Consider the following 14,095-nt stretch of genomic DNA (forward strand, 5'->3'; position numbering starts at 1 on the left):
GGCGCGATGGCTGAAATTTGCCCAATTTACGCGCTTCGGCTACTTTCGTCCCGGTCCCACCCGCCATCAATTGTCAACGATTTTCCACGCGCCAACTTTCCCGAAAGGGCTACTGAAGCGTAGACACCAGCGTCAAAGAGCGCCAAGGGCCCACTCACACTGGCCACGAGGTTGCCAAGTCCTGACCCCAGCCCGGAACTGGACGGCAGCTCAAGGTTTCCTCGGTAAATCCGGCGTAGGGTGCGGTTCAGCTCCTTGACTGATTGGGGGACCCGAACCACCACCGGGGTGGTGGGTAGGATGGCTTTCTCTTCGGGTTCAAAGAGTGAGTCAATGTAGGCGTCATCGGCCGTGGCATCAGGGAATCGTGGAAAACGTGTGTGTCCGGCGGCGCTGACAGCGTAGACACCCGCTCCCCACAGATGCGTATGCATGGAGGGGATGCGGGTCCTTGCCCGATAGTAGGCACGAACCCACGGTGCGGCGCCGGCCGTGTCATAAGTGAACGCAGGGCGGGCAGCCAGAGCACCCGGCCGGGCAAGGTGCTCAAACACGTCGGACACCGCCTGCTCGGTCATTTCAATGTCTGCGTCAAGATACAGGCGCGGCCAGCGTGTGGCGATCGCGTCAGCGGCGTTCAGGGCTGAGGTTTTGCCCGGCTCGGTGAGATCGAGGACAGTGATACCTGGAAAACTAGCCGCCAGGGCAGCGGTGGCGTCGGTGCATCCGTTGCACGCGACAATGACTTCGATGTCCCCGGCCGCCGCACGTGCAGCCAAGGGCCGCAACGTCCGGGCTATGACTGTGGCTTCGTTGTGGGCGGGGATGATGACTGTGCCCGACGGGAAAACGCTGGCAGGCGTCGGGATACTCTCTTCCACCGAAGCTTGAGGAAGAGTCGCCCACGACCGGAATCCCAAGAGCATTGAGGCTGCGAGCCTGTGCCCGGACTGATTGAACCGGGCCACCGAAGCCGCCGCGGTAATGGTGCGCACCGCCAGAGCATATGGACGGGAATGGTGTGCAGCCGCATACCGCACTCGATTCACAGCCATGAGCGCCAGTAGGCTGTCCGAGGTGCCGGAGCCGCCCTGCTCGTGGTTCATGGCAGCGAGAGGCTCAAACCAGATGGATTCTCCGGCATTGCGGATCCTGCGGAAATAGTCGGTCTCCTCGGAGTAGAGGAAGTAGCGATCATCCCAAGGACCCAACGTTGCTGCCAGATCCGAGCGGATCAGCAACGCCGCCCCGGTTGCCCATGCCACCCGATGGGCATAGACGTAGCTTTCGGAGTCCATATCCATTTCTGAAAGCCAAGCAGGACGGGTGGGGAAGCGGCTTCCGGCCACAGCGTCTCCAAGGCTCCTGCTAATCGACGGTTCCCGGCGCAGCGATGGGTAGGTGGCGCCATCGGGGTCAATCAGCCGGGGCACAACAGCACCTGCGCCGGACTTTTCCATCCGGCTAAGCATGGCTCTGATGGCGCCCCTGCCTACAGTCAAATCCGGGTTGAGGATCAGCAAATTATGCGCCGCACCTGCACGCTTGACCGCAGCATTGATGCCGCCGGAATACCCAAGATTTCCGCCCGAGCTAAAGGAAATGACGTCCGGATACTTGGCCAGCTCCGCCAAAGTCCCGTCCTTGGAGCAGTTGTCTGCCACGATCACCCTGATGGATTGATCAGCCGTTTCGGCGCGCAGCGACTTGATGAGGTGGGGCACGTCGTCGGCGTTGTTGTAGGTGACCACCAGAACAGCCACATCCGCGATGTCCTGGGGGCTGGCGAAACTCCCCGATGGCCGGGTGATCGTCGGAGAGACCGGCTGGGGCCTGACCAAGTGGACTTCGGAATGCTTTGCCGGTGTTGTCCCTGACCTCAATGCCAAGTACGACGGCGGTCCGTCCACCAAGTAGCGCCGCCCAAGCCTGTGGGGCTCACGTGAAAGCCGCCACGCCCACTCGAGCCCGTTGTCACTGGCCCATCGGGGCGCCCGCGCGACTTGGCCCGCCATGAAATCGACAGCGGCACCGAAGCCCAGAAGTACTTTGGCCCCAGTCTGCGCAGCATACTCGGCCATCCACAGCTCCTGCCGGGGCTTACCCAAACCCACCACAAGAACGTCGGTGTCCGCGGCGCGAATTTCCTCGGCAAGTCGTGTGCAGTGTCCGTGCTGAGATAGCTCGCTGCGCTCGGGGGACCACCAGCCTGAGATCAACAAATCCGGCCGCTCCGCGCTCAGCCGGAGCCGCAGAGCCATCTGGGTCTCTGGTGATCCCCCGAGAAATCCGATGCGGGAGCCGTGGACGGCGGCCAAATCCAAAATTGGTTCAATCAGATCGCTGCCGGCTAACCGTGGCCAGTAGCGTCCCGTTGAACGCCTCGCTTGGGCTGCAATGGGGGCCCCGTCAATCAAGTTCAAAAATTCTGCCTGGCCAGGATGTTCCAGTGCGCCATTCCATCGTCCGGCAGTCCCGAAGTGGTGGATGTGGTCCAGATTGATGGACACCACACACAGCGGCAGCTGCGCAGGGGTGGTTAGGCGATCGGAAATAATCGACATCGTCTTGTCAAAATCAACGAGATGGACTGGAATCCCTGCTGAGAACATGGATTCGGTAATGTCAATTGTCATAGTGAGGACCGGCTTTCCAGACAGTGGGGCACATAGCCCCGAGACGATGGGGGCGGGTAGTGCCGCGCACAGGCGCAACGAAGGTGGCGCTCGGTCTGTGGAATGCGCGCGGGGTTCTCGATGTTGCCGATGTTGCGAAACGGCAGAGACTGTTGGAGGCACTCCCGGTGTTGGCAAGTAAGTGCACTTTGACTAGCACGTGCCCCATGGCGAAACGGCAGCGCACACCTAAGACTGTGCGCTGAGACGTGCACCCGTGCATGAGATCCCCCGACGACTCCGAGTTGAGTCCGCCGTGTTAGACCTTGAATACGCGGCGGGACGGAACCAGAAGGCGCCCGAGCCGGGATCGGCCAGGTGCCCTGAATGGACCCGTCGCTGCCGACACTATGGGGTTGAAAAGCTGGTCGCCAGAGTACCCAGTACTCGCAAAAACTCAGCTACCGCAAGGGGGTACTTGGTTTGGCTCGCAGGGCAGCGCATTGCCCTGTGAGTAGGACGGGTGGCTACTTAGTGGGCAATCCCGTGCACAATATGTTCGGCAATTGCCATCGATGAGGTGGCGCCCGGAGATGGGGCGTTGCGCACGTGCACCATCTTGGATGATCCAGTGATGACGAAGTCATCGACCAGGCTCCCGTCCTGATTCATGGCCTGCGCCCGGATGCCGCGGCCACCCGGGATGACGTCCTCTACCGCCAGCTCGGGAACGTAGGCCCGTGCCGCCTCAATAAACACCTTCTTGCTCACCACCGTGCGGCCCTCCCGGAGTGCAGCAGGGATGTTGCCGGCGGCGAACCGCCAGAATCCTGGGAAGCCAGCCGTTTCTGCCAAGTCCTTGGGGGAGAGCTGCCACGGGCCGTAGAGTTCCCGGCCGCCAGCAAGGAATGCGTTCGGTCCGACCATGATGGCGCCGTCGATCCTTTTAGTCAGGTGCACTCCCAGAAACGGGTAGCGCGGATCCGGCACAGGATAAATGAGGCCGTTGACCAGGTGCCGGCGATCGGCTTTGAGTAGGAAGTAGGCGCCGAAGAAGGGGACAACGCGGGGGTTTTTTGCGTCGCCGGATTCTCTGGCGACGCGATCCGACTGTAGACCCGCGCAATTCACAACCAGCCCGTACCGCTCGGTGCCGGCACTGGTTCCGAGCTCCACAGCAGAGCCGTGGTCCTGGAGCGAGATGACTTCAGTGCCCAGCCGCAATTCACCCCCGGCCTCCACGAACTCCTCTGCCAACGCCCGGGTCACAACTGAGTAATCGGTAATGGCGGTGGTCGGGGAGAATAAGGCCGCAATGCCTCGGGCGTGCGGCTCAAGGCGAGCCAGCTCCCTGCTGTCGATCAGCCGGACACCCGGAACACCGTTGGCCAGCGACCTTTCAAGAATGGCATCAAGGCGGCTCAGTTCGCTGCCATCACGGGCAACAACCACTTTCCCGCACTCGTCGAACGGAAGGCTGCGTTGAGTAGCCAACTCCCGCAATAGGGACACGCCGCGCCGGCATAACTGCGCCTTGAGGCTGCCGGGTTCGTAGTACAGCCCGGCATGAACCACGCCACTGTTGTGTCCCGTCTGGTGGTGAGCGAGCGCGGTTTCCTTCTCGTACAGCACCACTTCGCTGGCAGTTCCGGAATGCAAAAGCTCACGGGCTACCGCAACACCAATGATTCCACCGCCCACGACGGCGGCCCTGACCATTGTCATGCCTCTGACCAGGCGCTGAGGTACTCCGCCAGCCGTTGCTGGGCCAGCAGGGGTGTGTGCCCGGTAGCCTCAAGTTTTGCCAGATCCAAGGTGGAATGGGTTGGCCGCGGGGCTATGCCAGATTTGTCCTTGAAGTAAGCAGCTGTGCTGGTACCTGTGACGTCTCCGCGGGCATAGCCCAGATGTTCGTAGACATCCGCTGCAATGCTTGCCCAGGTCTGGGCCGGACCGGTGTTGGTGACGTTGTAGATGCCGTAGCTGGGACGAGTCACCAAGAGGTGCCCGATGGCCTGGGCGATGTCCACCGTGAATGACAAGCGGCCATATTGGTCGTCCACCACGTGGGGTTTGATGCCTTTGGCAGCGAGCTTGGCCATGGTGTTGACGAAGTTGTTGCCGTCACCCACTACCCAGCTGGTGCGCACAATAAAGTGCTTGGGCGTGGTCGCCGCGGCTACATCTCCTGCAGCCTTTGACTGGCCGTAAACTCCAAGGGGGGAAAGCGGCTCGCCTTCGCCATGGATCTCGAGCGTGCCGTCAAAGACGTAGTCACTTGAGATCTGCACTAAGGTGATGCGGTGCTCGGTGCAGGCCCGTGCAAGGGCGGCGACGGCGGTGGCATTCACAGCCCAGGCGGCTGCCCGCCCGGACGGTGACTGCGCGCCGTCCACAGCGGTGTAGGCCGCGGCGTTGATAACCGTGCCGTAGCGAGAGAAATCGAGATCTGCAAAGGGTTCCGGTCCCGCCAGATCAAGGTCGGCACGGGTGGCATAGTGCACGGTGGGATCGGCGCCGAAGAATTCCTTGAGGGCCCGGCCTAGCTGGCCGTTGGCACCAAGCACCAACGTCATTTTCCCTTTCATGGGCACTACCTCGGACAAAAATGGGTGGTTGCGGTCCTTCTCGGAGAGCTCGGCCTGCTTCAGAGATATAGGCCAGGCGATGTTCACTGTGGGATCGGCAAGGTTTAAGAATGTATACAGGTGTTGCGCTTGCGCGGACCAGTGATCATTGACGAGGTAGCTATAGGCGGTGCCGTCGGCCAAAGTCTGGAAGGCATTTCCAACGCCGGCGGGGATATAAATTGCCGTGGATGGGTCCAACACAGCTGTAAAAACGGATCCAAAACTAGAACCCTCGCGCAGGTCTACCCAGGCTCCAAACACGGCACCAGTGGCAACCGAGATGAACTTGTCCCACGGCTCAGCATGGATGCCCCGGGTGGTGCCTGCCGTTTCGTTGAACGAGATGTTGTTTTGCACGGGGCCAAAGTCAGCCAATCCTGCAGCGACCATTTTCTCGCGCTGCCAGTTCTCCTTAAACCAACCCCTGTTATCGCCGTGAACTGGGAGGTCAAAGAGCACAACCCCGGGGATCGGAGTGGTTCTTGAGGCAAGTGGCTTCCCAAACTGGAGACTCGGGCTCATCGCTGCGTCATCGTGACTCATTGAGGGGCCGCCGCAGTGGGGTATAGGGTCTGTTCCCCCGCCGCGGCGTACTTGGTTTCTGTGGCCGTCTTTTGTGGCCTCCACCAATCCTCGTTGGCTTGGTACCAGTGGATTGTGGCCGCCAATCCGGCCGTGAAATCAGCGTGTGAGGGGGTCCAGCCCAGCTCGGTGCGTAGCTTTGTTGAATCGATGGCATAGCGCAAGTCATGCCCGGGGCGGTCCGTGACCTGATCGTAGTCATCAGCTGACTTGCCCATGCCGCTTAGGATTGCCTCGATGACGCTCTTGTTGTTGTGTTCCCCATCAGCGCCGATGAGATAAGTTTCCCCGGATACGCCCTTTTCCAAGATGGTGAGCACGGCGGAGGAATGGTCATCCGCGTGGATCCAGTCGCGCACGTTCTCTCCGGAACCATAAAGTTTGGGCCGGATGCCGTCGATGATGTTGGTGATCTGACGGGGAATGAATTTTTCCACATGCTGGTAGGGGCCGTAATTATTGGAACAATTGCTGATGGTTGCGGCAACCCCGAAGGAACGCACCCACGCCCGAACCAGCAGATCTGAGCCAGCCTTTGTTGAAGAGTAGGGACTCGAGGGGTTGTAGGGGGTGTGTTCGGTGAATCGATAGGGGTCATCGAGAGCCAAATCGCCGTAAACCTCATCGGTGGAAATATGGTGGAACCGCTTACCGTGCTTACGGACTGCTTCGAGAAGGGTATAGGTACCCATGATGTTAGTCGCTAGAAAGGGGCCCGGGTCTGCCAAGGAATTGTCGTTATGCGATTCTGCGGCGTAATGAACCACAGCATCAACAGTGCGGACCAGTCTATCTACCAGCTGCGCGTCAGTGATATCTCCCTGAACAAAGCGGAATCTTTCAGTAGGAAGATTCGCCAGCGAGGCTAAATTGCCTGCATAGGTTAACTTATCCACTACCGTTACCTGGAAATCACTATGCTTCATGACATAGTGAACAAAGTTGGACCCAATAAAACCGGCACCGCCGGTCACCAGAATTTGCATCATGTCCCCAGCGTAGCGTCAGACGAGGCGCAAAAAGAGGTACAGGACGGTATTAATGCGTGGCATTATTCTTGCCGGTGGAACCGGCTCAAGGCTGCACCCCATCACCTTGGGTATCAGCAAGCAACTTGTCCCGGTGTATGACAAGCCGATGATTTACTACCCTCTGTCAACGCTAATTCTGGCTGGCATCCGGGACATCCTCATCATCACTACCCCCCACGACGCCGAACAATTCCACCGCTTGCTCGGAGACGGATCCCAGTTTGGCATCAACCTCAGTTACAAGGTTCAACCCTCACCTGACGGCCTGGCTCAGGCGTTCCTCCTGGGCCGCGAACACATTGGTAGCGACACAGTTTCGCTAGTTCTGGGTGACAATATTTTCTATGGGCCAGGGTTGGGCACTCAGTTGCAAAAGCACGAGTATGTCACCGGAGGATCCATCTTTGGGTACTGGGTCAAGGAGCCCAAGGCCTATGGTGTGGTTGAATTCGACGTCGATGGCAGGGTGCTGTCCTTGGAAGAAAAGCCTGAATTCCCGAAGAGTAACTACGCCGTGCCCGGACTGTATTTCTACGACAATGATGTCATTGACATTGCTGCGGACCTGAAACCATCAGCCCGTGGGGAGCTGGAAATTACAGACATTAACCGCACCTATTTGGAACGCGGACAGCTGCACGTGGAGCTACTTCCCAGAGGAACTGCCTGGCTGGACACCGGGACGTTTTCAGACCTCAACGATGCCTCGACGTTTGTTCGCACGGTCGAGAGCCGTCAAGGTCTGAAAATTGGCTCACCAGAAGAAGTCGCCTGGCGCGGTGGATTCCTCAGCGATGAAGAACTCCGGCAACGTGCTGAACCCATGGTCAAGAGTGGTTATGGAGCATACCTGCTCCAGCTGCTGGAGGCCGGCCCGGAATAGGACCCACAGCAGCAGGAATGAATAGTCACTAGCACCGTCCTGTCAGACTCGCCAGAGCCTGTTAACGTCCGGGCGGTCAGGATTCATGGAAACCAAGGAGCTGTTTTCATGTGACTGGGTATTTTTCAAGTACCTAGTCAATTTTGTGACTCCAAAAAAAGCAGTGATGCCTAGCGCTCAAGTTTCCTAATAAAAAATAACGGGGATAACGAAGAAAGACATAATCTGGAATCATTCCAAATTCTGGAAAGGGCGCTCAAGCGGCTTTTGTAGGCCACCAATGACGGTGTCAGGGACCGCGCAAAGGGTAGCCTCATGGGCACAGTTCCGCGATCAGTGCGACAATTAGGTGAGCAGGACGTGACGTATTGCCTCGCGTCCGGTGCAGGTCGATGGGCGGCCTGCCGCACTATTGCCAAGGAGCGCACAACTGGTGACTGGAACAGCCAATCATGGCCACTCCCTTCCGTTGACGGACACAGAGATCTTGCGGATCCGCAATGACTTCCCCATTCTCGAGCAGCTTGTCAATGAACAGCCGCTGGTCTACCTGGATTCGGGGGCCACCTCGCAAAACCCGCTCAGCGTCATGGAGGCTGAGCAGGAGTATTACGAGCAGCGCAATTCCGCAGTACACCGCGGCGCCCATACTCTAGCCGTAGCTGCCACGGATGTTTTTGAAGATGCCCGCAGCACAGTTGCGGCCTTTATTGGCGCCGACGACAACGAGCTCGTCTGGACGCAGAACGCCACCGCCGGCCTGAACCTGATCGCCTATTCATTTGGCAACGCCAGCGTTGGCAAGGTCTGCGACGCCGCCAAAAAGTTTGCGGTGGGCCCTGGCGACGAGGTCCTGGTGACCGAGATGGAACACCACGCCAACCTGATTCCTTGGCAGGAGCTGTGCCGCCGCACCGGTGCCACCTTGCGCTTTATCCCCATTTACGACGACGGCACGCTGGACATGGCAGCAGCCGCAACGCTCATCACGGAGCGCACCAAAGTCCTGGCCTTCACTCATGTTTCCAACGTCACCGGCGTCATCAACCCGGTGGCCGAGCTGGTTGCACTGGCACATGCCGTTGGTGCGCTGGTGGTTCTTGACGCCTGCCAATCGGCCCCGCACCTGCCCCTTGATGTCAAGGCTCTCGACGTGGACTTTGCCGTGTTCTCCGGCCACAAGATGCTGGCACCTACAGGCATTGGCGGCGTGTACGGCCGCGCCGCGCTGTTGGACGCCATGCCGCCGTTCCTGACAGGCGGTTCCATGATCACCACCGTCACCATGGAGGAGGCTGGCTACCTGCCGGCTCCGCAGCGTTTCGAGGCTGGCACCCAGCCCATCTCGCAGGCTGCAGCCCTCGCCGCCGCCTGCAACTACTTGAGCGAGACGGGCATGGCCCGGATTCATGCGTGGGAAGCAGAGCTGGGCAAGCGCCTGGTGAAGGGGCTGGAAGGGATCGAAGGAATCAGAGTCCTGGGTCCTCCCGCGGGCGTTCCCCGGGCAGGATTGGCCGCCTTTGAGGTGGCGGGAGTGCACGCGCACGACGTCGGACAGTTCCTTGACGCTGCTGGCATCGCCGTCCGCGTGGGGCACCATTGCGCCCAGCCGCTGCACCGCCGCCTTGGCCTGAACTCGTCCACCCGGGCGAGCACTTATTTGTACAACACAACTGCCGAAGTTGACGCATTCCTGGCCGCGGTGGCCGGCGTGCGGGCCTACTTTGGCGTGGAAGGTGCCTCATTGTGAGCGCGTTGGATTCGCTGTATCAGCAGATCATTTTGGAAGAGTCCAAGACCAGGCGCGGCGGTGACTTGCGCGATGATCAGTTGGACGGGCAGCACTTGCCGGCCAACGTGGGCCAGTGCCACCAGCTGAATCCGGTGTGTGGGGATGAGATCACGCTGCGGATCGAGACTGCCGAGGATGAGGTGAGCGGTATTCACTGGGCGGGGGATGGCTGCTCCATTTCAATGGCGTCGGCCTCCATTCTGAGCGACATGGTGGTGGGCCTGAACCGCGCCGAGGTGGCAGCGTTGATTGCGAATTTCCGTGAAGTGATGCGATCTCGGGGGAAGCTGGTAGCCGATGAGGAAATCCTCGGCGATGCCGCCGCACTCTCGGGTGTCTCGAAGTTCCCGGCCCGCGTCAAGTGCGCCATGCTCGCCTGGGTTGCCGCCGAGGATGCGCTGAACCAAACCCGTTAGCTTTTACGCATCCAGGTAGCTGTTTTGTACTTGCTTTTGTGGCTGGCCTACTTGTTTATTGCCATCTCTATTGCGGTGCCGCCCGCTCGCGCTTAGTCTCGGTTTGAGTCCAGTCCTGTCGGGAGACGGTGGCGGTCTGGGGAACCGAGAAAAGGCGTTCAGGGTAGCGATGAAAAATGCACAAGCAGGTCTCAGCAGAAAATCCCGCACTGGAACTGGCACGGCGAGACCGTACCGGTGGCCACTGGCGGTCCTCTCCATGGCGGCAGTCTGGGCTCTGGTTGGTGTGACGTTGGTGCTAGGCCCGGTGAGCGGGGCTTCGGCAGCGGATCCCTGCGGCGCAGGCAGCAACCCCATCTCTTGTGAAAACAGCAAGCCCGGCACTGATCCCTCAGTTTGGGACATCTCCGGCGCCGGGGACTCGGACATTCAGGGCTTCTCCACCGACATCAGCGTCAACGTGGGTCAAACCATGGGCTTCAAAATCAAGACAGACGCTCACAACTACACCATCGACATCTACCGCACCGGTTGGTATCAAGGGCTGGGAGCCCGGAAGATTACCTCCATCAGCCCGTCAGCTGCCCTGCCCCAACTGCAACCTGAGTGCCTCTCGGATGTTGCAACCCAGCTTTACGACTGCGGAACCTGGGGCCTTTCGGCGTCCTGGGCGGTCCCGGCCACAGCAGTTTCCGGCGTGTACGTGGCGCTTTTGAAGCGCCAGGATAACGGCAACAGCAGCCACATCACCTTCATTGTGCGCAATGACGCCAGCCATGCTCAGGTGGTCTTTCAAACCTCCGATCCAACCTGGCAGGCCTACAACACCTATGGTGGTGCCGATTTCTATCAAGGCGCGGCCATTGGGCGCGCCTTCAAGATCAGCTACAACCGCCCGGTGGTGACACGCGGCGATGTTGATGGACGGGACGCCTACTTTTCCAGTGAATACGCCATGGTGCGGTTCCTGGAACAAAACGGCTACGACACAACGTACATTGCCGGTGTTGACACTGATAGGCACGGAACTCTGCTGACCAACCACAAGGTGTTCTTGTCTGTTGGCCACGACGAATACTGGTCAGGCGCTCAGCGGGCCAACATCACGGCAGCGGCCAATGCCGGGGTCAACTTGCAATTCCTTTCCGGGAACGACGATTATTGGCGCACCCGCTATGAGGCCTCGACCACTGACAACTCCACCTACCGCACCATCACCTCTTATAAGGAAACCTGGTCAAACGCCAAGATTGATCCGGCGGCGGATTGGACCGGAACGTGGCGGGATCCTCGTTTTGCCTCTCCAGCCAACGGCGGCGGAATTCCTGAAAATGCACTCAGCGGCACCATCTACATGTCCAACTACACGGATTTGCCGGTGACTGTCTCCGCCGCGGAAGGAAAAACCCGGCTGTGGCGGAACACTGCCCTCACCTCTTTGGCAGCAGGAACAAAGGCTGCCCTGGCGCCGCGCACCGTGGGCTATGAATCGAACGAAGACCTTGACAATGGCTTCCGGCCGGCAGGCCTCATCCGGCTTTCCACCACGGTTGGCAGCACCCCGCAGTACCTTCAGGACTACGGAAATGCGGTATTGCCAGGAACCACCACGCACAACATCACCCTCTACAAGAATGCTGCCGGGGCCTTGATCTTCTCCGCCGGCAGCGTGCAATGGTCTTGGGGATTGGACCAAACGCACGACGGCGCTGGGGCGCCAGCAGATGCGCGGATGCGCCAAGCCCAAGTGAACCTCTTCGCAGATATGGGTGCCCAGCCAGCAACCTTGGATCCAACACTGGTGGCAGCAAGCGCCAGCACCGACACCACCGCTCCGGTAGTGGTGGTGACCTCTCCGGCAAACGGCGCAACGGTTGCCAATGGGGCAAAAGTGACGCTGAGCGGCACCGCAACGGACAGCGGAGGTGTTGTGGCCGGCGTCGAAGTTTCCACCAACGGCGGAACCACCTGGCACCCTGCCACGGGCACCAATACTTGGAGTTACAGCTACATCCAGCACGGGCTCGGGGCCCAGAACACGCTGGTTCGAGGCATTGACGATAGCGCCAACTATCCCAACGTACCGACAACCCGGCAGGTCCAGGTTGCGGGCCCCTACAGCGTCTTAGGCAATGAGGATCCGAAGGTCATCGACTCAGGTGATACCGGGGCCACCAATCTTGGGCTACGCTTCACACCCACTCAAAACGGCTTCATTTCCGGCGTGCGTTTTTACAAGAGCGCAGCCAATACAGGGACCCATACGGGCGCAGTCTGGGACGCGGCAGGCAATCAGCTGGCATCGCTGACATTTTCCACTGAAACGGCCAGCGGATGGCAAAGCGCAAGGTTTGTCACCCCAGTTAAAGTCACAGCCGGGCAAAGCTACGTGGTCTCCTACCAAGCCCCCAATGGCCGCTACTCCTACGCCACCGGATACTGGGACTACAAGGGCCTGTCTGCAGCACCACTGACGGCGGCAGGCGGATTTGGTGCCGCTCCAGCGGGCGTGTACAACACCAACGGCAGCTTCCCCACGGACAGCTATGAAAACAGCAACTACTATGTGGACGCCATTTTTGAAACCACAGACACCTCACCGTTGGTGGCGACGGGGCAGGTGCCTGCTGGTGGTGCTGGCAGTGTTGGGGTCTCGACGCCGGTCTCTGCTGTGTTGTCTAAGGATGTGACGGCGGGCAGTGTGAGTTTGGTGTTGAAGACGGCGGCTGGTGTTTCGGTTGCTGGTGCTACTTCTTATGATGCGGTGAGCCGGAAGGTGGTGTTTGTGCCGTCGGCGGCATTGGCGAAGAGCACCTCGTATACGGCGACGGTGAGTGCTACTGGTGTTGGTGGTGGGTCTGTGACGGCGGGTGCTGTGTGGTCGTTTACCACGGTGAAGCCGGATTCGACGGGCTGTCCTTGTGGTTTGTATCAGGACAGTGCGGTGCCTAGTGTGCTTTCGATTGCTGATGGGACGCCGTTGTCTTTGGGCGTGAAGTTCAGTGCTGCTTCTGCTGGCACGGTGACTGGGGTGAAGTTCTATAAGGGGCCGGGGAATACGGGGACTCATACAGGTTATTTGTATAAGGCTGATGGGACGGTGTTGGCTCAGGCTGTATTTGCTTCGGAGTCGACCACGGGTTGGCAGAGCGTGTTGTTTGCAACTCCTGTGGCGATAACAGCTGGGACGGTGTACACGGCGGCTTATAGCAATCCGGTGGGTACGTATTCGGCAACGCCAGGTGCTTATGGCTCTGATGTGAGTGTTGGTCCGCTGCATGTCTCGGCTGGGTCGGCGGTGTATGCCTATGGTTCCAACTATCCAGTGAACGGGTCCTCGGCCAGCTACCTCGTCGACGTCATATTCGCACAGCCTGCCTCACCGTTGGTGGCGACGGGGCAGGTGCCTGCTGGTGGTGCTGGCAGTGTTGGGGTCTCGACGCCGGTCTCTGCTGTGTTGTCTAAGGATGTGACGGCGGGCAGTGTGAGTTTGGTGTTGAAGACGGCGGCTGGTGTTTCGGTTGCTGGTGCTACTTCTTATGATGCGGTGAGCCGGAAGGTGGTGTTTGTGCCGTCGGCGGCATTGGCGAAGAGCACCTCGTATACGGCGACGGTGAGTGCTACTGGTGTTGGTGGTGGGTCTGTGACGGCGGGTGCTGTGTGGTCGTTTACCACGGTGAAGCCGGATTCGACGGGCTGTCCTTGTGGTTTGTATCAGGACAGTGCGGTGCCTAGTGTGCTTTCGATTGCTGATGGGACGCCGTTGTCTTTGGGCGTGAAGTTCAGTGCTGCTTCTGCTGGCACGGTGACTGGGGTGAAGTTCTATAAGGGGCCGGGGAATACGGGGACTCATACAGGTTATTTGTATAAGGCTGATGGGACGGTGTTGGCTCAGGCTGTATTTGCTTCGGAGTCGACCACGGGTTGGCAGAGCGTGTTGTTTGCAACTCCTGTGGCGATAACAGCTGGGACGGTGTACACGGCGGCTTATAGCAATCCGGTGGGTACGTATTCGGCAACGCCAGGTGCTTATGGCTCTGATGTGAGTGTTGGTCCGCTGCATGTCTCGGCTGGGTCGGCGGTGTATGCCTATGGTTCCAACTATCCAGTGAACGGGTCCTCGGCCAGCTACCTCGTCGACGTCAT

At 59.5% G+C, this 14,095-nt stretch carries 8 protein-coding genes; 4 read left to right on the forward strand and 4 right to left on the reverse strand.

Annotated features, from left to right (window positions below):
- Positions 1–26: 26 nt before the first annotated feature.
- The 4 genes from CXQ93_RS02115 to rfbB form a co-directional block, all read right to left on the reverse strand.
- Positions 27–2,636 carry a WecB/TagA/CpsF family glycosyltransferase gene (locus tag CXQ93_RS02115; protein ID WP_104108818.1) on the reverse strand — a complete coding sequence of 870 codons (2,610 nt, stop codon included), beginning with the start codon at positions 2,634–2,636 and terminating at the stop codon, positions 27–29.
- Positions 2,637–3,146: 510 nt separating this feature from the next.
- On the reverse strand, positions 3,147–4,340 hold the full coding sequence (gene lhgO, locus CXQ93_RS02120) for an L-2-hydroxyglutarate oxidase (RefSeq protein ID WP_104108819.1): 1,194 nt from the start codon (positions 4,338–4,340) through the stop codon (positions 3,147–3,149).
- Positions 4,337–5,767 (reverse strand): bifunctional dTDP-4-dehydrorhamnose 3,5-epimerase family protein/NAD(P)-dependent oxidoreductase, encoded by a 1,431-nt coding sequence (locus CXQ93_RS02125; RefSeq protein WP_104108820.1) that lies wholly within the window; start codon positions 5,765–5,767, stop codon positions 4,337–4,339. Before CXQ93_RS02125 ends, lhgO begins: the two co-directional genes overlap by 4 nt.
- A gap of 17 nt (positions 5,768–5,784) precedes the next feature.
- Positions 5,785–6,816 (reverse strand): dTDP-glucose 4,6-dehydratase, encoded by a 1,032-nt coding sequence (gene rfbB / locus CXQ93_RS02130; protein ID WP_104108821.1) that lies wholly within the window; start codon positions 6,814–6,816, stop codon positions 5,785–5,787.
- Positions 6,817–6,868: 52 nt separating this feature from the next.
- Here rfbB and rfbA point away from each other — a divergent pair, with 52 nt between their 5' ends.
- The 4 genes from rfbA to CXQ93_RS02150 all read left to right on the forward strand — a co-directional run.
- Positions 6,869–7,741, forward strand: a complete 873-nt coding sequence (gene rfbA, locus CXQ93_RS02135; protein ID WP_104108822.1) for a glucose-1-phosphate thymidylyltransferase RfbA — start codon at positions 6,869–6,871, stop codon at positions 7,739–7,741.
- Positions 7,742–8,171: 430 nt separating this feature from the next.
- Positions 8,172–9,491, forward strand: coding sequence for a SufS family cysteine desulfurase (locus CXQ93_RS02140; protein WP_374953380.1), 1,320 nt, complete (start codon positions 8,172–8,174; stop codon positions 9,489–9,491).
- On the forward strand, positions 9,488–9,949 hold the full coding sequence (sufU, locus tag CXQ93_RS02145; RefSeq protein WP_062291316.1) for a Fe-S cluster assembly sulfur transfer protein SufU: 462 nt from the start codon (positions 9,488–9,490) through the stop codon (positions 9,947–9,949). The genes CXQ93_RS02140 and sufU overlap by 4 nt, the downstream gene beginning before the upstream one ends.
- A 169-nt stretch (positions 9,950–10,118) precedes the next feature.
- The coding region (locus CXQ93_RS02150) for a DUF4082 domain-containing protein (RefSeq protein ID WP_258068531.1) at positions 10,119–14,095 on the forward strand (3,977 nt) is incomplete at its 3' end.

Source organism: Arthrobacter sp. N199823, from assembly GCF_002929705.1.
Classification (GTDB): Bacteria; Actinomycetota; Actinomycetes; order Actinomycetales; family Micrococcaceae; genus Specibacter.

Bases quoted from the DNA above. Each gene is read 5' to 3' on its own strand.
- CXQ93_RS02115 (WP_104108818.1), bottom strand. From the start codon at position 2,636: ATGACAATTGACATTACCGAATCCATGTTCTCAGCAGGGATTCCAGTC.
- lhgO (WP_104108819.1), bottom strand. From the start codon at position 4,340: ATGACAATGGTCAGGGCCGCCGTCGTGGGCGGTGGAATCATTGGTGTT.
- CXQ93_RS02125 (WP_104108820.1), bottom strand. From the start codon at position 5,767: ATGAGCCCGAGTCTCCAGTTTGGGAAGCCACTTGCCTCAAGAACCACT.
- rfbB (WP_104108821.1), bottom strand. From the start codon at position 6,816: ATGATGCAAATTCTGGTGACCGGCGGTGCCGGTTTTATTGGGTCCAAC.
- rfbA (WP_104108822.1), top strand. From the start codon at position 6,869: ATGCGTGGCATTATTCTTGCCGGTGGAACCGGCTCAAGGCTGCACCCC.